This window comes from Sphingobacterium sp. SYP-B4668 (assembly GCF_027627455.1).
Taxonomy (GTDB): domain Bacteria; phylum Bacteroidota; class Bacteroidia; order Sphingobacteriales; family Sphingobacteriaceae; genus Sphingobacterium.
In genome coordinates, this window is the sequence record NZ_CP115483.1 from 4,272,241 (window position 1) to 4,296,060 (window position 23,820).

At 41.8% G+C, this 23,820-nt stretch carries 19 protein-coding genes; 9 read left to right on the plus strand and 10 right to left on the minus strand.

The features are described from left to right. Positions 1-28: 28 nt before the first annotated feature. From hemN to ettA, 5 genes are all read right to left on the minus strand, one after another. On the minus strand, positions 29-1,378 hold the full coding sequence (hemN, locus tag OQ289_RS17445; protein ID WP_270088113.1) for an oxygen-independent coproporphyrinogen III oxidase: 1,350 nt from the start codon (positions 1,376-1,378) through the stop codon (positions 29-31). Between the two features lie 3 nt (positions 1,379-1,381). Further along, a complete protein-coding gene (locus OQ289_RS17450; protein WP_270088114.1) occupies positions 1,382-1,825 on the minus strand; it encodes a lactate dehydrogenase in 444 nt (147 codons plus the stop codon). 167 nt (positions 1,826-1,992) lie between these two features. Beyond that, positions 1,993-3,051, minus strand: coding sequence for a response regulator (locus OQ289_RS17455; protein WP_270088115.1), 1,059 nt, complete (start codon positions 3,049-3,051; stop codon positions 1,993-1,995). A 158-nt stretch (positions 3,052-3,209) separates the two neighbouring features. After that, positions 3,210-4,400, minus strand: a complete 1,191-nt coding sequence (locus OQ289_RS17460) for a PAS domain-containing sensor histidine kinase (protein WP_270088116.1) — start codon at positions 4,398-4,400, stop codon at positions 3,210-3,212. Between the two features lie 4 nt (positions 4,401-4,404). Further along, a complete protein-coding gene (gene ettA, locus OQ289_RS17465; protein WP_270088117.1) occupies positions 4,405-6,087 on the minus strand; it encodes an energy-dependent translational throttle protein EttA in 1,683 nt (560 codons plus the stop codon). A gap of 188 nt (positions 6,088-6,275) precedes the next feature. Here ettA and OQ289_RS17470 point away from each other — a divergent pair, with 188 nt between their 5' ends. Together OQ289_RS17470 and OQ289_RS17475 are read left to right on the plus strand one after the other, a co-directional pair. Continuing rightward, positions 6,276-8,828, plus strand: coding sequence for an ATP-dependent Clp protease ATP-binding subunit (locus OQ289_RS17470; protein WP_270088118.1), 2,553 nt, complete (start codon positions 6,276-6,278; stop codon positions 8,826-8,828). Positions 8,829-9,051: 223 nt separating this feature from the next. Next, positions 9,052-9,492: a hypothetical protein gene (locus OQ289_RS17475; RefSeq protein ID WP_270088119.1), complete on the plus strand. Its 441-nt coding sequence runs from the start codon at positions 9,052-9,054 to the stop codon at positions 9,490-9,492. 88 nt (positions 9,493-9,580) lie between these two features. On the opposite strand, the gene recN is transcribed toward OQ289_RS17475, so the two are convergent. Both recN and porD read right to left on the minus strand, forming a co-directional pair. Then, positions 9,581-11,242, minus strand: a complete 1,662-nt coding sequence (gene recN, locus OQ289_RS17480; RefSeq protein WP_270088120.1) for a DNA repair protein RecN — start codon at positions 11,240-11,242, stop codon at positions 9,581-9,583. Positions 11,243-11,257: 15 nt separating this feature from the next. After that, positions 11,258-12,151: a type IX secretion system protein PorD gene (gene porD / locus OQ289_RS17485; protein WP_270088121.1), complete on the minus strand. Its 894-nt coding sequence runs from the start codon at positions 12,149-12,151 to the stop codon at positions 11,258-11,260. A gap of 143 nt (positions 12,152-12,294) precedes the next feature. Here porD and OQ289_RS17490 point away from each other — a divergent pair, with 143 nt between their 5' ends. The 3 genes from OQ289_RS17490 (at position 12,295) to OQ289_RS17500 (ending at position 15,456) form a co-directional block, all read left to right on the plus strand. Next, positions 12,295-12,918, plus strand: coding sequence for a sprT domain-containing protein (locus OQ289_RS17490; protein ID WP_270088122.1), 624 nt, complete (start codon positions 12,295-12,297; stop codon positions 12,916-12,918). A 366-nt stretch (positions 12,919-13,284) separates the two neighbouring features. Beyond that, on the plus strand, positions 13,285-14,946 hold the full coding sequence (locus OQ289_RS17495; RefSeq protein ID WP_270088123.1) for a M28 family metallopeptidase: 1,662 nt from the start codon (positions 13,285-13,287) through the stop codon (positions 14,944-14,946). Between the two features lie 96 nt (positions 14,947-15,042). Further along, the gene (locus OQ289_RS17500) at positions 15,043-15,456 is read left to right on the plus strand and encodes a hypothetical protein (protein ID WP_033564192.1); all 414 of its coding nucleotides are present in this window, start codon (positions 15,043-15,045) and stop codon (positions 15,454-15,456) included. A gap of 150 nt (positions 15,457-15,606) precedes the next feature. Here the strand turns inward: OQ289_RS17500 and OQ289_RS17505 are convergent, their stop codons facing one another. Further along, entirely contained in the window at positions 15,607-15,840 is a 234-nt protein-coding gene (locus OQ289_RS17505) for a hypothetical protein (protein WP_033564191.1), read from the minus strand. A 398-nt stretch (positions 15,841-16,238) separates the two neighbouring features. Here OQ289_RS17505 and OQ289_RS17510 point away from each other — a divergent pair, with 398 nt between their 5' ends. Next, positions 16,239-16,733 carry a hypothetical protein gene (locus tag OQ289_RS17510; RefSeq protein WP_270088124.1) on the plus strand — a complete coding sequence of 165 codons (495 nt, stop codon included), beginning with the start codon at positions 16,239-16,241 and terminating at the stop codon, positions 16,731-16,733. Here OQ289_RS17510 and tamL read toward each other — a convergent pair. Beyond that, positions 16,730-19,081, minus strand: coding sequence for a translocation and assembly module lipoprotein TamL (tamL, locus tag OQ289_RS17515; RefSeq protein ID WP_270088125.1), 2,352 nt, complete (start codon positions 19,079-19,081; stop codon positions 16,730-16,732). The genes OQ289_RS17510 and tamL overlap by 4 nt on opposite strands. A gap of 5 nt (positions 19,082-19,086) precedes the next feature. Between tamL and OQ289_RS17520 the strand changes: the two genes are divergently transcribed. The 3 genes from OQ289_RS17520 to OQ289_RS17530 are packed head-to-tail and all read left to right on the plus strand — an operon-like array spanning position 19,087 to position 22,277. After that, a complete protein-coding gene (locus tag OQ289_RS17520) occupies positions 19,087-19,839 on the plus strand; it encodes a TrmH family RNA methyltransferase (protein ID WP_270088126.1) in 753 nt (250 codons plus the stop codon). Then, on the plus strand, positions 19,836-21,026 hold the full coding sequence (locus OQ289_RS17525) for an MFS transporter (RefSeq protein ID WP_270088127.1): 1,191 nt from the start codon (positions 19,836-19,838) through the stop codon (positions 21,024-21,026). Before OQ289_RS17520 ends, OQ289_RS17525 begins: the two co-directional genes overlap by 4 nt. Before the next feature lie 48 nt (positions 21,027-21,074). Then, positions 21,075-22,277: an AI-2E family transporter gene (locus tag OQ289_RS17530; RefSeq protein WP_270088128.1), complete on the plus strand. Its 1,203-nt coding sequence runs from the start codon at positions 21,075-21,077 to the stop codon at positions 22,275-22,277. 58 nt (positions 22,278-22,335) lie between these two features. Here OQ289_RS17530 and OQ289_RS17535 read toward each other — a convergent pair whose 3' ends face one another. Beyond that, positions 22,336-23,811: a RagB/SusD family nutrient uptake outer membrane protein gene (locus tag OQ289_RS17535; protein ID WP_270088129.1), complete on the minus strand. Its 1,476-nt coding sequence runs from the start codon at positions 23,809-23,811 to the stop codon at positions 22,336-22,338. Between the last annotated feature and the right edge of the window lie 9 nt (positions 23,812-23,820).

Here is a 23,820-nt window from a genome sequence, read left to right on the forward strand (position 1 = left end):
TTTCACTATTCTATTACGCACTTATTTTCTATATCGCTTGGCTAAACAGCTGCTCATTGTTCTTGGCTTGATAAAGACGTTCATCAAAAGCCATGCAAATATTTCTCAGAAAAGATTTCCCCATTTCCGTAATCCTTACATCTGTCCCTGAGTATGTGACAAGGCCGTCTGCAACCATAGGCATCAATCGCTTCTGGATACGCGGAGTCAGTGTCGAATCACTCGCAAGCATCGTCTTTCCTTTGCACATCACATCTAAAATATATCTTCTCAACAGAAGGTCTTCATCATTCAACAAGTGCCCCTTCACTACTGGGAGTACGTCAGCTTCAATCAACCGATGGTATTCTTCTACTGTCTTCACATTTTGTGCAAATGCACTCCATGCATCACTGATAGATGATACACCAAGCCCAATCATCAAAGGTGTGTAACGATCGGCATATCCCATAAAGTTACGATGCAAACGCCCGGCTTCCAAGGCCCGGAACAATTCATCGCCCTGTTTTGCAAAATGATCCATCCCTACGTCTTCATATCCAGCCTCACTAATCAACTGCTTTCCTAACTGATAGAGACTCAATTTTTCCTGTCCTTGAGGGAGGTCCATTTCCGTAAATCGGCGTTGTCCTGGTTTGACCCAAGGCACATGGGCGTAGCTGTAAAACGAAATACGATCGGGTTCCATTGCCAAAGCCTTAGTGATGGTATCTCCTACCCTTTCCATCGTCTGCAACGGCAATCCATAAATCAAATCAAAATTAATAGATGTATAACCGATTCCCCTTGCATCACGCATTACGCGCGCTACATCATCAACCGTTTGCCTACGGTTGATGACAAACTGCACCTCTGGGTCAAAATCCTGAATCCCAAGACTCAATCTACGAAATCCCAAATTATAAAGCGTTTGAAGATGTTGAAAAGTCGTGTTTGCAGGGTGAGCTTCAAATGAAAAGGATGCATCTGCCGTCGGTGTATGTCCCTCCAATATCCCTGTGATCAAGCGTTCCAAATTATCAGGCTGAAAGAAGGTAGGTGTACCCCCTCCTAGATGTATCTCACATATACCGATAGAACCTCCGCCCATCATTTGGACATACATTTCCCATTCTTTCAAGACAGCCGTTATGTAAGGCTCCTCTACTTTATGATTTTTAGTGATTCGGGTATTACATCCACAATAAGTACACAGGTCCTCACAGAATGGGAGATGGATATAGATACTGACTCCTCCAGATTTTGAATCAACATACGTATTTTTAACACGTTGCCTCCAATTGGAACTACCAAAACTGTCATTTTCCCAAAAAGGGACGGTTGGGTAGCTCGTATACCGCGGAGCGGCAACATTATATTTCGAAATCAAATCCTCCATAATTTATCTTTTTCTATTGTAATGCTTGACGTTATCAAGCCGCTCACTGCAATCTTTCGAACAGCAACATGCCCTGCCTATACATTTCCCATTTTCCCAGAAATTCAGGTTTCGGATCGTTTGCTTAGCTACGCCTTCGATTGTTTGGTTTTCGTAAGGTGTGTTCGCAATCTTTATGTTCAAAGATTCGGCTTCTGTAGCATCTATATGCTGTACACCTATAGAGCGTGTGATGAGATACAGCACGCCTAATTTCTTAAGTTCAAACAAGATACTTTTATCTAAAAAATCCTTTTCTGATACAATGACAGCCTTCTTCCCCACAGCATAGTGCACGGTGGTACCGTCCAAACCATTAGAGATCAAAGTAAGGTCATGCACCTTTTTATTGGCCAAAACCAATATCTCTTTCTCTTCAGGCTTAATGTTATAGGCTACAACTTTCATGTAATATCTCCTCGATTTTGCGATAACACATAACAAATGTAAATCTAATACCAAAAGAAAGCCATGAAAAAGGTCATGTTTAGAAATGACTTTCGTCACTTATTTTGCATAAAAAAAGCGAATATCGCTATACGATATTCGCCTTCACCTATCATTAATATGTACACTTATCTGATTTGTCTCAGATTATTGACCGAAGAGATACGAATGGCATTCCCCTTCTTCTTAATGAGATTAGCTTCTTTAAAGTCAGCCAATATCCTACTGATTGTTTCATTCGCGGTACCCGCCAAGGTGGCCAGTTCCTCCCTTGACACGTGTAGCACATGCCCACCGTCTTCATCTGGACGAGTCTTCTCTGCTACATCGATTAAAGCATTGGCTACACGTTTGCGGACAGAGTCATACGCCAGTTCCAGCAGTTTTTCTTCTTTCTCTTTTAAATTGCCAGACAATAATTTGATAAACTTGCCTGCAATGGCCGGTTTTCGAAATAATAGCTCGTAGAAATCGTCCTTGGGAATCAGCGCTATTTCGGAATCTTCCAATGCAATCGCACTGTCTGTATACTCTTCATTCAATAACACGGCTTCATATCCAAAAAAATCATGCCTTACATAAATATCTGTAGACAGCTCACGTCCATCCGAATAACTCAAAAAACTTCTAACCTTTCCTATGATTATGTAATAGACGAAAATCGGATTGTCTTTGAGTTCAAACACAAGTTGCTTTTTCTTGAATTCCTTTATACGAGAAGAATCAATAAGCTCTTTCAACATGAGGTGCTGCTCTTCGTCACTCAGGTGTGATTCGCCACTTCCTACGGAAGATTTGGCCACCATTTGACCTCTCTTTTTCAATCTACTTTCGATTGCATTTAGAAGCTCTACATCGTCAAAAGGCTTGGTGAGGTAATCGTCAGCCCCCATTTCCATGGCCTTGCGCATGTCAATGCGTTCGCTCTTTGCCGTCAAAAAAATAAAGGGAATTGTAGCGGTTTGCTCGTGTTTGCTCAACATATAAAGGACACCATAGCCGTCAAGCTCCGGCATCATAATATCACATAGAATCAGGTCTGGTGTGTTCTCCAATGCCATTTCTACGCCTACCCTCCCATTCTCAGCTGTCAACACGTTATAATATCCTGTCAACTCTAAAATTTCGGAAGTTCCCTCCCTAATTTCAAAATTATCCTCAATAATCAAAATATTTTTCTTCCTCATTATTCAAATAATGTTAACCTAATTGTTCAAACTTAGATAAAATGTTTGCATCTACAAAACCCAATGCAGCGAGCCCATGCCTATCATGTAAGGGTCAAAGCATAGCCTTCAACCATTCTTCTTGTGGGTAGATTTGTATAAACAGCTTTTTCTAAAGACTATTTATCAGACGAAAATGTGAGTAAGAAAGCCGTTCCTTGGTTGATGCTGGATCGATACTCTAATTTCCCATCGAGAAGCTCTACATAACGTTTTACTATATTCAATCCGAGGCCGGTGCCCGGGATATTCCCCGTATTATGTGCCCTGAAAAAAGGTTCGAATAGACTTACCTGATCTTCGTAAGGTATGCCTATTCCATTATCCTTGATGTTGACGGTACAGTTGCCATCTTCAATCTTTGTACTGAATTCAATAAAGGTATCTTCTCCTGAATATTTAACAGCATTGGAAATGAGATTGATTACAATACTTTTCCAGAGATGCGCATCCATTAGAAATTCAGCCTCTACCCCTGTATGTTCGTATACGATATGTTGATTTTTTTTACAGATCATTTGCATCTCTTCCGTCACTTCTTCGGCCAGCGAAACCAGGTTGATCCGTTCCATCTGGACGGCAACTACCCCAGCTTCCAATTTCTCCAACGAGAGGAAATCATTCAAGATATTAGTCAATAGTTGCACTGAGCTTTTGATACGGGAAGTATGTTTGCGAACATTCAGAAAATCGGGCTTTTCGATATACTTTTCGATTAGGGACGCCGACAGCTGTACCGAGCTCAAAGGCGTCCTAAACTCGTGAGAGGCCATCGATACAAATCGAGATTTCATTTGGCCGAGTTCTTTCTCCTTTTCCAAAGAGTTGCTGACCTCAGCCTTTGCTTTCTCCAATTCAGAAACCGTCTTGATCAAATCCTTGGTCCGTTCACTGATTTTTTGCTCCAATTCCAAGGCGTGCTTCAACAGCTTATCCTCTGCTTCCTTTTCTTTTGAAAGGTCATGGATAAAACCTGTGAATATACTTTTATCGTGGTAAAACACTTCGCTCACAGCCAACCGGAATGGGAACGTCGTCCCATCCTTCCGCCTCCCTCGTACTTCACGACCTATTCCGATAATCTTTTTCTTACCTGTTGTCTGATAATTATGGATATACCCATCATGGTTGCTCCGGTCTGGCTCAGGCATCAATAGAGATACATTACTCCCAATCACCTCTTCCGGCGAATAGCCAAATAAACTAGACGCAGCTGGGTTAATAGTTTCCACGTTCCCCCTATTATCGATTGTAATAATGCCATCGATAGCGTTATCAATGATTGCTTTTAATAGTTTTGCAGCCTCCACTTGATTATTTTACCAGTTTTCTATATTTGATTCGCTTAGGTCCTATATCTCCCAACCGTTTTTTCCGGTTTTCTTCGTATTCGGAATAATTCCCTTCAAAGAAGTATACCTGTGAGTCACCTTCAAAAGCAAGAATATGCGTACATATTCTATCCAAGAACCATCTATCGTGCGAGATGACCACGGCACAACCACCAAAGTTTTCCAAACCTTCTTCTAATGCTCGTAGTGTATTGACATCGATATCATTCGTCGGCTCATCCAGTAGCAGGACATTCGAACTTTTCTTCAACGTAATGGCCAGATGTACCCGATTACGCTCTCCGCCCGAAAGTATACCTACATTCTTCTGTTGGTCTGCACCGTTAAAGTTAAACTTAGAGACATAGGCTCTAGAGTTCACTGGACGATTGCCCAAAAGAATATTGTCTTGACCATCTGTAATATTTTCCCAAACGGATTTGTTTGGGTCCAGATCATTGTGCATCTGATCCACATACCCCAATACGACGGTCTCACCTACCCTGAACGTTCCCGTATCAGGCGTTTCTTGTCCCGTGATCAGTCGGAAAAGGGTTGTCTTTCCTGCACCATTGGGACCAATTATGCCTACAATTCCTGCTGGGGGAAGTGAAAAACTCAGGTTTTCAAACAAAATGCGATCGCCATAAGACTTTGAAATGTCGTTGGCTTCGATGACCACATTCCCTAAACGAGGTCCAGGAGGAATGAAAAGTTCCAATTTTTCTTCCCTTTCCTTCGTCTCCTCCGAGGCTAATTTTTCATAATTATGCAAACGAGCTTTGGACTTGGCATGACGGGCTTTTGGTGCCATACGCACCCATTCCAACTCACGTTCCAGAGTCTTTTGACGTTTGGACTCTGTCTTTTCTTCTTGCGCCAAACGCTTTGCTTTCTGATCCAACCAAGAAGAATAGTTGCCTTTCCAAGGGATACCTTCTCCCCGATCCAACTCCAATATCCAGCCCGCCACATTATCTAAGAAATAACGGTCGTGCGTCACTGCGATGACCGTCCCCTTATACTGTTGTAGGTGCTGCTCCAACCAGTCGATTGACTCCGCATCCAAGTGGTTGGTGGGCTCATCCAGCAACAGCACGTCGGGCTCCTGTAGCAAAAGACGACATAGTGCCACCCTTCTACGCTCTCCTCCTGACAAATTGGCAATCAAGGATTGTGGCTCGGGACAACGTAACGCATCCATTGCGCGCTCCAATTTGGCATCAAGTTCCCAAGCATTCGTAGCATCTATTTTATCCTGCAACTCCCCTTGTCGGGTCAATAGCTTATCCATTTCATCTGCATTCTCATACACTTCTGGCAAGCCAAACTTTTCGTTGATTTCTTCGTATTCCTTTAAAACAGCTGTAATCTCCGCAACACCCTCTTCAACAATCTCACGGACAGTTTTCTCCTCATCTAATACCGGTTCCTGCGCAAGATAGCCCACGGTGTATCCTGGGGAGAAAACCACTTCCCCTTGGTAGGCCTTGTCCAATCCAGCAATGATTTTCAAAACAGAAGACTTACCCGATCCGTTGAGACCGATCACCCCTATTTTGGCACCATAAAAAAAGGAAAGATATATGTTTTTTAAAACTTGTTTTTGAGGCGGGTAAATCTTGTTTACACCTGCCATCGAAAAGATGATTTTCTCGTCAGACATATTGATTTTTGTAACTATTTTGTAAACAAAGATAATTATTCCGCCCGATAAACTGACATTTTGCTAGATTTAGACGTATGGCGTAATTGTTGATAACATTAATAGAAAATTAGGGTAAGACTTTTGGATATATATTTATACATTTATATTATCCTTAATTCGAACTCAAAAACAGAAAGGTAAACTACATGGAAGCAAAATTTTCACCACGCGTAAAGGATGTAATATCCTATAGCCGAGAAGAAGCTTTACGTCTTCGTCATGATTATATTGGCACAGAACATCTTTTACTTGGGTTGATTCGTGAGGGGGATGGAGTGGCGATTAAGATTTTGAAAAATATCGGTATCGATACTGCAACTCTACGACAGTCTATTGAAGATGCCGTAAAAGGTTCATCGGTGTCTCGTGCACCAATTGGCAACATGCCACTAACAAAACAAGCAGAAAAAGTACTTAAAATCACATACTTAGAAGCAAAGATATTCAAAAGCGACATCATCGGCACTGAGCATTTGATGCTTGCAATCTTGCGTGACGACGAAAACATCGCCTCTCAGATTCTGCAACAGTACCAAGTTACCTACGATGTGTTCAAGAATGAGGTTGAGCAAAACAAAACCACCATTACCGATGAGGCTCCGGGCTCTTCAGCAGGTGGGGATGATGATTATCCAGAAGAGGAGCAATTCAACCAGCCTAAGAAAGTGTCGGATATCAAGTCTAAGACACCGGTATTGGACAACTTTGGGCGTGATTTGACAAAAGCTGCCGAGGAAGGTCGCCTAGATCCTATCGTGGGCCGGGAGAAAGAAATCGAGCGTGTATCACAGATTTTGTCTCGTCGTAAGAAGAACAATCCTTTGCTTATTGGGGAGCCTGGTGTTGGTAAATCTGCCATTGCAGAAGGTCTTGCGCTTCGTATTATCCAACGCAAAGTGTCACGTGTCTTGTTCAACAAGCGGGTAGTCACACTTGATTTGGCCTCTCTTGTAGCAGGAACGAAATACCGTGGTCAATTTGAGGAACGGATGAAAGCTGTGATGAACGAATTGGAAAAATCTCCAGATGTCATCCTATTCATCGATGAGATTCATACTATTGTTGGCGCTGGAGGTGCTTCGGGTTCTTTGGATGCCTCAAACATGTTCAAACCTGCTTTGGCTAGGGGCGAGATTCAATGTATCGGAGCTACTACGTTAGATGAATACAGACAATATATCGAGAAAGATGGTGCTTTGGACCGTCGTTTCCAACGCGTCACCATTGAGCCTGCGTCTCATGATGAGACCATCGAGATATTGACCCGTATCAAAGATAAATACGAAGAGCATCACAATGTCAACTACACACCTGAAGCTATTGAAGCCTGTGTGTCATTGACCACCCGATACATCACTGACCGTTTCCTTCCGGACAAGGCCATTGATGCACTGGATGAGGCTGGATCACGTGTCCACCTTAACAATATACATGTACCACAGTCCATCATTGATATCGAACAAAAGATCGAAGAGGTCAAGGTCGAGAAAAACAAGGTTGTTCGCAGTCAGAAATACGAAGAAGCCGCTAAGCTCCGGGATTCGGAGAAAAAGCTTTTAGAAGAATTGGAACGTGAGAAGACTGCTTGGGAAGCGGAGACCAAAACTAAGCGCTACCTCGTTACCGAGGACAATGTTGCCGAAGTGGTCTCCATGATGACAGGTATTCCGGTCCAACGTGTCAGCCAGACGGATAGCCAAAAGCTATTGAACATGGGTGATTCGATGAAGGGACGTATCATTGGACAAGATGACGCCGTTCAAAAGTTGGTCAAAGCCATACAGCGTACACGTGCTGGGTTGAAAGACCCTAAAAAACCAATCGGCTCCTTTATCTTTCTAGGCCCTACAGGGGTTGGTAAGACCGAGTTAGCAAAAGAGTTGGCTAGATTCATGTTCGATTCGGAGGATTCGTTGATCCAGATTGATATGAGTGAGTACATGGAGAAATTTGCGGTATCCAGATTAGTGGGAGCGCCTCCAGGATATGTAGGATATGAAGAAGGTGGACAATTGACAGAGAAGGTCCGTCGCAAACCTTATGCAGTAGTCTTACTGGATGAGATTGAAAAGGCACATCCCGATGTCTTCAACTTATTGTTACAGGTATTGGATGAAGGACAGTTGACAGACAGTCTTGGTCGCCGGGTAGATTTTCGTAATACCATCATCATCATGACTTCTAATATCGGAGCCCGTCAGTTGAAGGAATTTGGGCAAGGAGTAGGATTTACAACTGCTGCAAAAACAACCCAAGCTGACTCGCACGCTAGAGGTGTTATCGAAACGGCCTTGAAACGCGCTTTTGCTCCAGAATTCTTGAATCGCGTAGATGATGTCATCGTATTCAACTCCTTGAATAAAGAGCACATCTTCAAGATTATCGATATCGAATTGAAATCTTTGTTCGCACGTATCGAAGGATTGGGCTATCATATCGAACTGACAGATACTGCCAAAGACTACATCGCGGAGAAAGGGTATGACACCAATTTCGGTGCTAGACCACTGAAACGTGCTATTCAAAAATATCTTGAAGATCCAATTGCTGAAGAAATCCTCAGAGGAGAAATTCAAAGCGGAGGCACATTGACGGTAGATTTGGATAAAGAAAAAAATGAAATCACGGTCAAGGGCCAACCTTCTAAAGGAGGAGGAAAAGATAAACCCAAAGAGTCTGACGTATCTAAAGACAACTAAGGATACCACCGACTTAATCAATAGAAAATCACCAGATTAGTCTGGTGATTTTTTTTGACCCTATGTAGCTTACCTTGTATAGTATTTGGTTGCTATGCCCTTCATGGGACAAATAAATGCGTTACGCTTTTTTTATGGCAGAATTTTTGCTTCTTAGATTAAACTTAATTCATATATCTTTGTCTTATCATAAACAAGTATAAATTTTAAAACACATATACACATGAAAAGATTTTTATTAGCCTTAGTCGTGATTGGCATGACGATTGGATTGTCAAGTTGCACGAAAGAGTATATCACGAACTACTTGCCTGGTGTGAGTTATGTGGTACCTGTTACATCCAACCAGTGGACAGGCGGCGGCAATGGTATTTACCAAACTACCATAGCTATGAAAGATTTGGACAAAGCGTATTTTGAAGATGGCCATGTTAATGTTGCCGTTTCATTCAATAGCAACGCAGACTATTATGAAAATATCCCAGGAGACTTGGAGAGCTTTTACAAGATCAATAATGAGGAGAGAGTCACACTACATAGTTATAGCGCAAAATACAGTATTGGTCAGGTAGTTATTACTGCTGAAAGATTGGGAGGGGATAATAGAGCCCCTGAAGATATGCTTGTGAAGATTGTCCTTACAGATGCTGATATTGGCAACTAAGAAATTCGAACGTATAAACTATAACGGGATTCCAATTGGAATCCCGTTATAGTTTATACTATTCTCTAAATATAGATAGTCATACGCACTACCCTTCGATTAGTTCGGCAGCATGCTGTAGAGCTGCCTCTCCGGGATTGGATCCGCTCAACATCTGCGCTACTTCTATTACCCGCTGCTCTGGAGATAGCAGAATGATATTAGATTGGGTCTTGTCACCCCTATCCTCTTTGTATACCTTAAAGTGGCTAATTCCTTTTGAAGCTATTTGCGGCAGATGCGTAATAGCCATCACCTGCATATTGGCAGCCAATCTGTGCATAATCTCCCCTACTTTCAATGCCACTTCCCCCGATATACCGGTATCAATCTCATCAAATATAATGGTTGGCAAAGCAGTAGACTGTGCAACGAGGGATTTCAATGCCAGCATCACACGTGACAACTCTCCCCCTGAAGCTACTTTATGGATAGGCTTTAGCTCTTGCCCTTTATTTGCTGAAAATAAAAACTGTACCGTATCTTGCCCCGACTCTTTAAACAGACCTTCCTGCATTTGTTGCAGGTCGATATGCAATTGTGCATGAGGCATACCTACTTCATCCAATACGGCCTCTACATGTTGTTGAATTTGGGGAATTACTCGTCTTCGAGATTCGGACAATTCGGATGCTGCTATTTTTGTTTCTTTTTCAAGGAGGGATACTTCTTTTTCGAGATGTAACAACTGCTCTTCTTGTCCTGATGTAGCTATAATCTTGGATTCAATATCATCTCGTAGTGCAATCAATTCCTCTACTTGATCCAATCGATGTTTCTTCTGTAGCGTATACAATAGGCTAAGGCGTTCATTAACGATGTTCAAGCGATTTTCGTCCAACACGACCCCTTGCTCCAGTGCTTCTACTTCTTGTACGATATCCTTCAGCTCGATATGCACACTCTGTAAACGGGCGACTATAGTTTCAGCTGTCGGCATATACCTCTGCGCTTGTTGCAAGTATGTCAATGCATCCTTGACCATCCCCAGCGCATTGGCTTCCTGCTCGACTAAATACTGGGTAGCGCCTAACAACGTCCGCTTTATCTCTTCAGCATTTTCCAATTGTCGTTGTTCGTCTTCCAGTTCGGATTGCTCCCCAGTTTTCAAACCGGCCTGCTCTAGCTCATTGAATAGAAATTGGTGATAATCCATCTCCGCATGGGCAGCTTCTATAGATGAGCGAAGTTGCGCCAATGCTTTACTTTTAGATTTGTAGTTTTTAAACGTTTGTGAAAAGCTTTCCTTCAAAGCTCCATTCTGAGCGATACCATCGATGACCATCAATTGGAAAGCTTCGGTATTAATCTGTAAGGTGGCATGCTGTGAGTGCACATCGATTAGTTGCTCACCTAAGCCCTTAAGTACCGTTAGATTGACCGGTGAGTCATTGACAAAAGCACGAGACTTGCCATCGACGCTAATCTCCCTGCGAATAATGGTTTCTTCGTCATAATCCATATCATTTTCTTCGAAAAAAGCCTGAAGATGATACGATCCGATATTGAAATATCCTTCTATGATGCATTTTCGATCCTGATTAAAGAAGTATTTACCTTCTACTCTACTGCCCAAGATGAGGGCGAGGGCCCCCATGATAATGGATTTTCCGGCACCGGTCTCCCCAGTAATGATATTTAAGCCCCTATCAAAAGAAATATCTAGGGTATCGATAAGTGCATAATTTCGAATATAGAGTCTGCTCAGCATAGTAATCGGTCTCGCTTATTTTCTGATTTCTTCGTATTGCGTTGAATTCGTAGGGTCTACTTCTACCAATAAATTATAGGCCTTCACGCCCTCATTGCCAGGCATCTTACTGAAGATTCCCACAAATTCTTTGGCCTTTGCCGCATAAAATGCGGAAGTCAAGATATTACCGCTATTATTACGGTCTACCTCTTTCAATCTAGGAAGTTGATCGGCCATCATTTTTCTAGCTTCGGTTTCATTGGCAGACATTTTATCCAAGCCCTTGAGGTGGTAATAGTACGAGAACTCCCGATAGGGTGCATATCGCCTATCTGTCAGATTGGTAATCAACCAATAGCGGTTGTCAAAAGCATCCATCGACCGCCAGCCGACGTAATCACCATTTTGGGAATAGTTCACAATATCCTTCGCAACTGAGAAAAATGGATTTCCGCCGTTCAATTTAAAAGAATCTGCATCCATTCCAATGATGACATTGGCATAAAAACCTAGCAACGAAGAGAGGTTGCTCATATACTGATTCTCGTTGTAGTCCAACAAATCTCCCTCTACATAAGAAAAATTGAAATAACGGTCGTTAAAAGCTAAAATGGGACTATTATAATTGGTGCCAAAAACTGGTCTCGAAGAGAATATTTGGGCTGTAGCTTTGAATTCCTTAGAGCCATCCCAGGACGTAATCGTAATCAGCATTGCTCCATCTATACGTTCCTCATTTTGCACTTTATTGGGCGTCCACGGCCTGTTATTCAGAAAATCAGTAATCGCTTTCTGCAGGACTTCTAAAGAGCGCTTATTGGTATTCTGCACCTGCGGTGACTGTACATCTACGCGGATATTAAGCTCTTGCGCCGACAGGCGACACACCAATAGGCTTAATAGAAGGACACTTATTAGCTTATACATATATTTCTGACAAACGGGATTTATATGCTCAAACTTAGAAAAAATGCTTTGCATTCGCAAGCCAATCCATCAACTTAGGGGCTGCCTATGCATATCTCACTCCCCTTGGCACATTCGCAATTAAATGACTAATTTTGGACAGTATGCCTGACTATATCCAACAATTGCAAAAACATATGCCAGAAGTGGCTGCCCCTATTATCGCTCAATGGATAGTGGATTCTAAATGCCATTTTCGAATAAGCAGGGCACGCGTAACCAAATTTGGAGATTATCAAGCGCCTTATCGGGGACAACCGCATAAAATATCGGTCAATAACAATCTTAACCCCTACGCATTCTTGATTACAACTATTCATGAATTTGCTCATTTGCGTACGTGGCAGCAGCATAAGAATAAAGTGAAACCTCATGGCGGCGAATGGAAAGCTAACTTCAAATTTCTAATGGCTCCATTCTTACAGCTTCAAGTATTTCCAGAAAAGATACTCGTTGCCGTTGTCAGCTATTTGGATAATCCCGCAGCTTCCAGTTGCACGGATTTGCATCTATATCGAACACTGAAGGAATTTGACCCGCCACAGACGGAGACGACTATCACAGTGGAAATGTTGGAACAAGATGATTTTTTCAGCATGAAAAATGGACGGACTTTTCAACGTAAAGAGAAAATCAGAAAACGTTATAAATGTATAGAGATACCTTCCAATAAAATCTATTTATTCCACCCTATCGCTGAGATTGTCCCATTAAAGAAACCTTCGTAAGTTCAACACCTCCTTGTGTTGAACTTGATTCGGCATCTGTAGGTCTGTAGCGGAAAACGAAGTCAGATGCGTAGAACTTTGAGACCCTGAATCAAGTTCAGGGTGACGTAGTGGTAAAGTAAGGGTAACATAAGGGACTACAATATTAAAAAAGAATAGGGTGACGTAGTGGTAAAGTAAGGGTGACATACTTAATGAAATTCAGGGTGACGTCTATAATCACAGTGACATATAGCAAGGTATCATAGCTGCTGGTGATTATGAAATCATGAAAGTTTTATCTAAGTTTGGGTACCAAATACCTTCAAACAACAGTACTTGAGAAGGCATAGCTACGAAAACAAAACGTGTAAACACAACAAACACATGAGACTACTTCATTTCCTATCTGTACTTGCCATCACCATGCTCGGTGTATCCTGTCAAAATAAGAAAGCTAATTCTGATTCGGTTCATGACACCAGTGGACTAGATTCGGTTGCGCTCGGAGCTATATCTGAGAGCAGCTACAAAAAATACGTTGAGGAGCTTTCATCCGATGCATTTGAAGGCCGGAAACCCTTTACAAAAGGTGATACTCTGGCTGTGACCTATATCGAAGAGCAGTTCAAACAGCTGGGATTGGCTCCAGGAAATGGTGACAGTTTTTTTCAAGAAGTCCCTATGGTAGAAATCAGCAGCACCGCTCCCTCACAACTTACCTTAACCGGAGCCTCAGGCAAATTGACTATCAATAATCTAGCGGATTATGTTATCGGCAGTAGACAATTAAAAGAAAACATTGATGTCGACCAATCGGAGCTGGTCTTTGCCGGATTTGGCATCATTGCGCCTGAATACAACTGGAATGACTATGACGGGTTGAATGTAAAAGGAAAAACCGTTGTTGTCATGGTCAATGACCCCGGACGGTATGACAAAACGCTCTTTAAAGGGGATACCATGACCTACTACGGTCGGTGGACCTATAAATATGAAGAGGCCGCTAGACAAGGTGCAGCTGGTGTATTAATCATCCATGATAAAGGAGCGGCAAGCTATGACTGGGACGTGGTAAGATCAGGATGGAGTGGCTCCCAATTGGACCTTGTCTCCAAAGACAAAGGAGAGTCTTATACCGCATATGAAGGATGGATATCTGCAGAAACCACAAAGAAGCTCTTTGCACTATCTGGAATACAAGAAGATTTGATTGCTCAGGCGAAGAAGCCGGGTTTTAAACCTCGAAGTCTCGGCATTACGACGGATGTTCGAATCAAGAATAGGTATCGTACGTCAACCTCCAACAATGTCATTGCTAAATTGGAGGGTAGTACACGTAAAGATGAAGTGATTATATATACAGCCCATTGGGATCATTTGGGAATAGGCGAACCGGTAGATGGGGACTCTATTTATAATGGCGCGATAGATAATGCCGCAGGGGTAGCGGCACTTTTTGAAATCGCGAAGGCATTCAAAGCAGCTAAAGTACAGCCCGAACGTACGATTGTTTTCATGGCGGTCACAGCCGAAGAACAGGGCCTGTTGGGCTCTGCCTACTATGCTGCAAATCCTATCTATCCTTTAAAAAAAACGGTTGCTAACCTGAATATGGATGCTTTCAGTCCAATGGGGGCAACCAAAGATGTATCTATAGTAGGTATGGGGCATTCGGAATTAGATGAGTATGCTGCACGGTCGGCCGCCAAGTTCGGGCGCGAAGTACACGACTCTGGCAACCCTTCTTCTGGTGGTTTTTTCCGTTCGGACCATTTCAATTTTGTAAAAAAAGGGGTTCCTGCTCTTTTTATGGGGAGTGGAGACCAATATCTTGAAACGGACACTACGGTATTACAAAATCGTAAGAAATTACTGTCAGGCAGGTATCACGCACCCTCGGATGAGGTTGATCCACATTGGGACTTCAACGGGATAATCGCAGATATCAAGCTCTTCTTTGATATGGGCTACACGATGAGCCTTGAAGCCACATATCCAAAATGGAAAGACAAGTCTGAATTCAGACATGTAGGAAGTAAACGATAAACGATGCTTTTCTTTCATATTTTAGTCCTCCCCGACTTCCATATGAAAGAAACTTTATCTAAGTTTGTGATTGAACAAAATTAAAGAGAGTTAAACATGCTACATTTACATTCCACATTAGCGATTGTGCTGCTATTGGCATTGGTGGTGTCCATCATCATTACTTTAGCAAATCTTGCTGGCAACAAAGCCTATAATCGCAAGATTGCCTTAATCGGGCTAATCTCCGCACACTTACAGTTAGTGGTCGGCTTAGTACTATTCTTCGTACTAAAATACCCTTCCATGATGTCAGGTGGTATTATGAAAGATCCGACCTTGCGTTTCAAAATCATCGAGCACCCTTTGACGATGATTATCGCTATCGTATTGATTACGATAGGATACTCGAAAGCTAAAAGAATTACTGATGCAAAGAAAGCCAATAAAACGGTGGCTATCTTCTTCATCTTGGGCTTAATATTTATCTTGGCTAGAATTCCATGGTCTACATGGTCCCTATTCGTTTAGTCAAACATTCATACCGCAAAAAAGTCCCAATACATCTGATATGTATTGGGACTTTTTAGTATAACGGACTGTTGGATAAATTTTATTAGGCATAAAAAAAGCCTATAGTAATCACTATAAGCTTTTATATATTTTTAAAGTGCTTACCGACTATTTCTTACTTCCAAATCCTAAGATTGCAAACACAGTCTTGAAAGCAATGATAGTAGCGATGATCAACAAAATATTTGCAATAGTCGAAAAGAGAAATGAATCTTGAATAAATCTAGCAAAGACACCTGCAAGACCAATAACAATAGCAACAGTTAAAGTTACATAATACTCTGAACGATTAGCATTATTATCTGTTTTCTTCGGCTGTCTTTGAGCTGTTGTATTTTCCATGTTTCTATTTAAATGAATGTTACGCTGCAAATGTACAAAGTAAAGCACTAAACAAAAAATTTATTTGACTAAATAATTGCCACATCCCTCGACAGCGCTACTATATTTTTTCTAGGCAAACTGCTATAAACAAAGGATTTTAGCTAATATTGCATCGAAATGGATGTAGGTTTGCGTTCGTCTGTATATAATTGGTCTTTTGACAGTCATCTGCTGGCTGGCGAATCCAGATCATGTTGTATCCGTATGCGTGCGGTGTATACCAAGTGGATATTTCACATGCACGCAAACTCTACATTGGACAGAGAGATGCTTTCTATCTCCTTCGCTATCGGTTTTTTTTACAACGGAAATACAGCACCATGCAGCACTATTTGATTATACTTTTGTTCATAACAATGCAAGCATATAGCCATGCTCAGCAGAATGTCATCAAGGATTTTACCGTTAAAGAGAATCTTACTCAGAATGGTCGTCTAGCCATTGTTGCGACAGACACGACTGGCCAGGCCAGTGAAGCTATCAATGGAACATTCGTCTTCACATTGAATGGACTACAGCAGGAGCTCTCTTTTCGGAATGGAGTGGCTGTAGCTGATAGCAAGATAGCATCTTCAACGTTTGTATTTTTCAAACACAAAAATCAAGAAGATACGATTGGCAAACTTTTCTACGTCTTTAAATCGGACAAGGGATTGAATCCTATCAAAATCAGCGGGCTAGCGCTTCTCCTTATCCCTAGTATTATTCTTTTGATTGCCTATACTTTCAAACGCTTTATATTGGCGGCCGTGATATTGGCACTAGCCTATGCATTTTTCAACTATTCACAAGGTCTAAGCTTGGGCAATCTAATGGAGAGTATCATTATGGGTATCAAGAACTTTATCTAGAAAGGGAAGCCTATTCCGAAGTTGTATTGAATAAAATTATAACGATCGGGCTTATGGGATTCGTAGTAAGACTGCTTAAAATCTTTCTGATCGAAGAAGTGCTTGATTACCCACTGATCCTTGCCTTCAAATTGTGGATCTTTTACTTTGATTCCAGCGTCTAGTCGAATCACAAAATAATCAGAGTCAAAACGAAGTCCAAACCCCGAGCCAATAGCAATCTGGGTCATGAATTTATCAAACTTAAATTCACCGCCAGGATTCAATTCATTCTCCTTCAAGCGCCATACATTCCCAAAGTCCACAAATGTAGCACCATTCAACTTGGCCCCTAGGAAGTGGTTGAGCAATCGAAATCGATACTCGGCATTACCCTCTAGCTTGATTTCGCCTAGTTGGTCCAAATTCCGAAGATTGAGTCGCAGCGACTCGTCCAACCCTTCCCTATTGTAACTTCCTGGACCTAAGGTACGTGCTTGCCATGCTCTGATACCATTCATTCCGCCACTGTAAAAGCTCTTTTCAAAAATCAACAAGCTGGAGTTATTGCCATAAGGAATAGCGATTCCGGGATTGATTCGGAATACAAATTGCCGATTACCGCCAAGATGACGATACAAACGATAATCCAATTCTAACTTTGCATACTGAAGATAAGGGACGTCAAAAAGAGTCCGTTCTCCATCCTCATTTTGACTGAAACTAAAGAGCTTGCTGGCCACCCCTAATACGTTCCCACTAAGATCAATCGCTCCTCTGAAATAACTAAAATCTTCCAACTTCAATAATTTAGGTGCATTTAACGTGTAGGTATATTGAGAACCCAATCCAAAATACTCCCGATTATTACTTCTTATATACAGCAAGTAGCCCTCATCAAAGAGCTGTTGCTCAAATGCTGCATCCAACTTGCCTACCCTATATTCCAAAACAACAGGTGTATAACTATGTTGTTTGTTTGCCGTTTCAAACCAGGTATAGTTCAACGTATTGATAAAATATCGATTGGAATAGGCATTATCTTGATTGAAGATCTGTAGATTGGAAGAGAAGGTTGTCTTGGGAAGCCCGTATTTACCGATACTATTAAAAATGCCAAATGGCACTAATAATCTTGGAAATATCAAATTGGCTCCAATCTGAAAATCATTGTTGAATATTTTCTGCGCAAGATTTCCCTTTAAGCGAGGATCAAAGAGCACCCCGTAGCGCATCTTGATTTCCAATTGTTCGGCACCACCGAAGATATTACGATGGGAGAATGTATTGGCGATATTAAATCCGCTCATTCCTGAACTGAAGGTGTATTCGCCTTCTATCTGATTGCCCATGATGGGGCGAGGAATCAACTCGTACCTTACATTCAATTTATTGGAATCCACCTTTTCGTACAAAATCTTCACGCTTCTAAACCCGTTCATCTCATAAAGGCGGTCATAGGAGAGATTTTCCTTACTCAAATCATATTTATCGCCAGACTTGACGAACATGTATCGGGCAAGTGGGCGCAATCTAAAATTACCGGTCTGATCTTCAAAATTAACGTTTAATACCGTATCGCGGTAGGTTTTACTCCTTTTGCCAACGGACTGATTCAAATTGCGAATGGTCAGCGCACTGTTGTTGATATAGTAGAGGGTATGCTGGTCTAGCTGCGGTGGGTTGTCTACAGATATCTTCAAATCTACTTGGTAATTGCGCAGGCTAGAATCCACACCTGCACGCATATACTGCCTAACGTAGTCGTAGTACCCATTTGTTTTGAGCAGCATATATAGATTTTCCCTATCTGTCAATAGCTTTTCGGCATCGTATCTTTCTCCTATTTTCACATGGGAGTGCGGCGCTAACCAATCATTATACAGTTTCTCAACCTGAGGATCTTCAATTTTCACCTCTTTACTACGTATGGTGTAGGATTGCCCGGATACTACTTTAAAATCAATACTTGCTTTTTTTTTCTTAATCGATATCTCAGGTTTCACTTCGGCATTGAAATACCCTTTTGTTTGCAAGAAGCGTTGAATCTGTTTACTGGAAAGCTCTACAAGCGCTGTATCCAATATATGAGGAGCCTCGCCTACGCTCTTGACGTTATTTTTTTTATACTTACCGTCTTTGGTATTGAAGGTATTGTATATAAACAGGTTCATTTTTGAATTGGGTCGCAATTCACTCGAAACATAAAGTGAAGAACGCTCCTTCAGCTTAGGATCTCCTCCTGTTATATCCACATCTGTGACTAAAGCCTGCTCGTCTTCCAGATATTTTGTTGAACGGCATCCACTAAGAATTAGCAACAAAAGCGTTATACTTGCATATAAAAAATAAGTCGTTTGTTTAATCATCAAAAATGTTGTCAAAAGCGCAAATCAGTCTAGTTACATCTCTCCAACATAAAAAGTTTCGCAAAGAGCATGGCCTTTTTGTTGTAGAGGGTATCAAATCTGTAACGGAGTTTTTATATTCATCGTATGACGTTCATGCCTTATTCTACACGGCAAGCGTTAACACAAAAGTGGTTAAAATACCGCAAAATATAAAATCCTACGAGCTGACTGCTAATGAATTCTCAAAAATTAGTCAATTAAAATCTCCTCAAGGGATATTGGCCCTTGTGAATCTTCCCAAAGAAGCGTCCCTATTAGCCTTGGATTTGGCCAATCGATTTACATTGGTCTTGGATGACGTCCAAGATCCTGGAAATCTAGGAACCATTATTCGTACGGCGGAATGGTTTGGATTTAAAGATATCATTTGTTCAATAGGCACCGTTGACGCTTATAATCCTAAAGTAGTGCAAGCGACAATGGGTTCGCTGTCCCGTATACGGATCCATTATACAGACCTTCCTTCTTTCATTTCTCACTGTGGTCTTCCTGTCTTTGGGGCGCTTCTGGATGGTTCTTCCGTCTATGAAACCTCTTGGGGAGGACAAGGCTTGATCGTGATGGGCAATGAAGGTAATGGTATCAGTCAGGAGGTCATCAAACTGGTGAACCAAGCTGTGACGATACCTCGTTTTGGGGAGGCAGAATCGCTCAACGTAGCCGTTGCTACCACTATCTTCTGTAACGAAATAGCCAGAATGGGCATCATGAAATGACGGATACGAGCTCAAATTCAATATATACCCTACAATTTGCACTCCTGTGTTTGAGTTCGCTACTATTTTCAGCAAGCTTCAACATGATTATTCCCGAGCTGCCTAATTACCTCAGCAGTATGGGCGGAGCTGAATATAAGGGTCTGATTATCGCCCTGTTTACCTTGACGGCTGGTATTTCTAGACCGTTTAGTGGTAAGTTGACAGACAAATGGGGACGTGTACCAGTGATGGCCGTTGGCTCTGTTGTGTGCTTTGTTTGTGGATTTTTGTACCCTGTACTCACTTCAGTGGCCGGGTTTCTTATGCTCAGGCTGGTACATGGTTTTTCGACAGGGTTCAAACCTACGGCTACTTCGGCATACGTTGCGGATATCATCCCACGCGCTCGTTGGGGAGAGGCACTCGGTCTTCACGGTTTATGCTTTAGTATTGGTGGTGCAGTAGGCCCAGCAATTGGAAGTGCTATATTTCAAGCTTATGGTATAGATACGATGTTTTATAGTTCTTCTTTATTTGCACTACTATCCATCGTAATTGTAGCCAACATGAAAGAGACGCTATCCACTAAAGAGAAACTCAACATTTCGATGTTCAAGATCTCTAGATCGGACATTATAGATTTGGGAGCACTGCCCGCTGGCGTGGTCACTTTTTTATCCTACTCGGCCTATGGCGTCATCTTGACTCTAATACCTGATTGGAGTGAGCATCTCGGCTTAGCCAATAAAGGGGTATTCTTTACGGCATACACGATTGCTTCTATCCTCATTCGATTTCTCTCTGGAAAGGTAGCCGATCGATACGGCCGGACAAAAGTCATTATGGTCGGACTGGTCACTGTGGCACTCTCCCTGTATCTCATAAGTGAGGGTGATAATTTTTTCAGATTGATGCTCGGTGCTAGTGTATATGGTATTGGTACGGGTATCCTATCGCCGGCGGTGAATGCTTGGACAATAGACCTCAGTAGTCCACAACAACGAGGTAGGGCTATTGCAACTATGTACATCTCCTTGGAGGCTGGTATAGGATTGGGTGCTCTTATCGCTGGATTCTACTATCGTGATATCATCGAGAATATTCCAAAAATTATGTTGACCAATGCTGCTGTACTGTTATTGGCCCTAATCTATATGCTTTGGTGGCAATTTATGAAAAAACCGAAACAGGAATTGCCGATGTAGGATTTAATTGTATCTTTATAATTGTAACTGAATAAACAACTAGACAATATGGAAGATAAAAAAAGTTCCCCGCCCTATTCGCTTAGCTTAGCGTCGAGCTTATTTGCGTTAGTACTTATCATCGGCCTGATGTATGTCACGCAAAGTGTATTGGTCCCGCTACTATTTTCCATCATTATTTCTATTACACTGTTTCCCATTGCTAATTTTTTAGAGCGTAGATTACGATTTGTACGTTCATTGGCCGCCATTGTATCTGTAATAATTGCCATATTGATTATCGGTGGCATCTTGTGGTTCATTGTACACGAGAGCATTATTATAGGACGAGATGCAAGTGACATCACCAACAAAGTAACGTCCGTTGTGGAAAGCTTCCAAGATTGGATGCAACATCGATTTGGGATGGAAAGAAGCGAAATGGCGGCAAAGTTTCAAGAACAGAGTAACAAGGTACTCGATAATGTGGGCGGTTACCTATCTACAGCTTTTGGGTCCATTGGGAGTACCCTTGCTGGAGTAGTACTGGTTCCTATCTTTATTTTCTTCCTGCTTTATTACCGAGATTTTTTTAAAGAGTTTTTCTTTAAGACTTTCAAAGATACCGAAAACAAAAAAATCAATGATGTACTCAATAAAATCTATCAAGTGGTACAAAGTTACTTCTTGGGTCTGGTTACTGTAATGGGCATCGTCGCTGTATTGAATACAGTAGGTTTGATGATACTGGGCATTGAGTATGCTTGGTTTTTTGGTTCGTTGGCTTCATTCCTAATGTTACTTCCTTATATCGGAATTGCTATCGGATCTATCCTTCCTGCATTATTTGCGTTGGCAACAAAAGATAATGCTTGGTATGCGATTGGTGTCATCGCTTGGTTTCAGGTAGTCCAATTTTTAGAAGGTAACATCATTACCCCAAATATTGTTGGGGGAAAAGTAAGTATTAACCCTTTGATGGCAATCATCGCTATCTTAGTGGGTGGTATGATTTTCGGATTGGCGGGTTTGATTCTTGCGCTACCTATGACCGCAGCCCTTAAGGTCATCTTCGATGCCATTCCTTCTATGCAGTCCATCGGCTTTTTGATAGGTGAGCCGGAGAAACAACACCTTAAAAGAAACTCCACTCAAGAATTGTTAATGAAATGGGGAATCGTACGCCCCCCTCGCCGAAAGAAGAAGGAAACGGAAGATGTTGCGACAGCAGCTAAAGAGGTTACCACAAAAAGTAACGAAAAGGAAAATTAAGAAAAAGGAGGTTTCTTGTAAGAAACCTCCTTTTTCTCTTTTAATAATATGCTATACTTTATAGATTTTCATTTCGATTTCTTTCACTTTCTGGAATTGCAAAAAGATAATATCGACTATTAGGCACAAAAGATGTACGATCAGGAAATATCAGAAGTGTATGGCCTAAAGCCTCCACACTTTCGTTCTTCCCTTCGTCATTTTTCACGGTCACATATATTGCTGTACCATCGGGTTTAACATAGCTTTTCCGCGCAACGGAGACCTGCGTCCGTAGGATGTCGGTGAGTGAAAATCCTTCTCCCCACAATTCTTTTCGACGCTCAATCAATATTGCATCAACTAGGTTCCCTGAAGTGTAAGGTTTGGCATTCCGTGCACCCCGCAATTCATTCAAGCGATCTATAGCCTCTCCTTCATGTCCGCCCCTCGCCAATCCTTCCGCCTCAATCAAATACATTTCTGCTGCACGCATATATACAATATCGCCAGTCATATTCGACCTAAACTTGAACTTTTTATACTTCAACCAGCCTTTGTTTATGCTAGATCCACTCCATTCGAAAAGTTGACTACGGATATCTTGCTCATCAAATAGTTCTTTAAAATATGGATCAGCCATAAAACTGCTATAGTAAGCTTCCTTTGAGGAGACATCCATGTAGTGGAATGTATAACTCTCATCGCTTTGCTCTGGGGTCTGTGGATGCCCCCATATCCATTCGCCATTTGCCAAGTCATTGAACCCTTCTGCATATTTAGCTGCTTCCATTAAAGGATAGCCCTTTCGAGCATCAGCCGCATGCTTTGCTGCAAGCTCCCATTTCTCGGTATTCAAATAGGTACGAGCCAAAAGGCCGTTGATTATCGCACTATTGATTTTGTATTTTGCTCCTTGATACATCCCCACCAATGTTAACGCATCTTTAAGATCGGATTCAATCAATGCATACACTTGCTCTACTGTGGCCCGAGCCTGAGGAACAGTGGTAACAGTGGTCGGCTCGGTATAAATGGGTACTGCCAATGCATCCTTGTCCTTGGCATATGTATACTGATAGAAACTTACTAGGTTGTAATAAGCAAAAGCCCGAAGTGCTTTGGCCTGTCCTTTCAGCCTGTTCTTATAGTCTAGATCTCCATCAGCAGCATCTATTTTGGTGACGACATTATTCATATTGTCAATGACTTTATAGAATAAGGTCCAGAAAAAGGTAGTCCTGCTGGAAGTCTCATTGAACATGTCTGTGAAATTGTAAGGCCCCGCATATCCATACTTGGTTGTAATCAGTGCGACATCGCTTCCCATAGCGTCACTGGTACGCATCACAGCACTATACCCTGGGTTAGCGTAAGTAGCATATGTTTCATTCAGATATTTCCAGGTGCCATTGATGACCGTCTCTATATTATCTGCATTCTTATAGATTTCATTTTCATCCACGGCATCGGTCGGTGCTGTCTCTAGATCTTTTGAACAACCTACCACCACTAAAAGAAAGAGACTGGCTATATATATAATATTTCTATTCATGATTATTTA

Excerpts from the sequence above, each read along its gene's own strand:
- OQ289_RS17455 (WP_270088115.1), bottom strand. The coding sequence starts at position 3,051 with ATGAGGAAGAAAAATATTTTGATTATTGAGGATAATTTTGAAATTAGG.
- OQ289_RS17475 (WP_270088119.1), top strand. The coding sequence starts at position 9,052 with ATGAAAAGATTTTTATTAGCCTTAGTCGTGATTGGCATGACGATTGGA.
- OQ289_RS17450 (WP_270088114.1), bottom strand. The coding sequence starts at position 1,825 with ATGAAAGTTGTAGCCTATAACATTAAGCCTGAAGAGAAAGAGATATTG.
- hemN (WP_270088113.1), bottom strand. The coding sequence starts at position 1,378 with ATGGAGGATTTGATTTCGAAATATAATGTTGCCGCTCCGCGGTATACG.
- OQ289_RS17470 (WP_270088118.1), top strand. The coding sequence starts at position 6,276 with ATGGAAGCAAAATTTTCACCACGCGTAAAGGATGTAATATCCTATAGC.
- porD (WP_270088121.1), bottom strand. The coding sequence starts at position 12,151 with ATGTATAAGCTAATAAGTGTCCTTCTATTAAGCCTATTGGTGTGTCGC.
- recN (WP_270088120.1), bottom strand. The coding sequence starts at position 11,242 with ATGCTGAGCAGACTCTATATTCGAAATTATGCACTTATCGATACCCTA.
- OQ289_RS17495 (WP_270088123.1), top strand. The coding sequence starts at position 13,285 with ATGAGACTACTTCATTTCCTATCTGTACTTGCCATCACCATGCTCGGT.
- OQ289_RS17525 (WP_270088127.1), top strand. The coding sequence starts at position 19,836 with ATGACGGATACGAGCTCAAATTCAATATATACCCTACAATTTGCACTC.
- OQ289_RS17490 (WP_270088122.1), top strand. The coding sequence starts at position 12,295 with ATGCCTGACTATATCCAACAATTGCAAAAACATATGCCAGAAGTGGCT.
- tamL (WP_270088125.1), bottom strand. The coding sequence starts at position 19,081 with ATGATTAAACAAACGACTTATTTTTTATATGCAAGTATAACGCTTTTG.
- ettA (WP_270088117.1), bottom strand. The coding sequence starts at position 6,087 with ATGTCTGACGAGAAAATCATCTTTTCGATGGCAGGTGTAAACAAGATT.
- OQ289_RS17510 (WP_270088124.1), top strand. The coding sequence starts at position 16,239 with ATGCAAGCATATAGCCATGCTCAGCAGAATGTCATCAAGGATTTTACC.
- OQ289_RS17520 (WP_270088126.1), top strand. The coding sequence starts at position 19,087 with ATGTTGTCAAAAGCGCAAATCAGTCTAGTTACATCTCTCCAACATAAA.
- OQ289_RS17500 (WP_033564192.1), top strand. The coding sequence starts at position 15,043 with ATGCTACATTTACATTCCACATTAGCGATTGTGCTGCTATTGGCATTG.
- OQ289_RS17535 (WP_270088129.1), bottom strand. The coding sequence starts at position 23,811 with ATGAATAGAAATATTATATATATAGCCAGTCTCTTTCTTTTAGTGGTG.
- OQ289_RS17530 (WP_270088128.1), top strand. The coding sequence starts at position 21,075 with ATGGAAGATAAAAAAAGTTCCCCGCCCTATTCGCTTAGCTTAGCGTCG.
- OQ289_RS17505 (WP_033564191.1), bottom strand. The coding sequence starts at position 15,840 with ATGGAAAATACAACAGCTCAAAGACAGCCGAAGAAAACAGATAATAAT.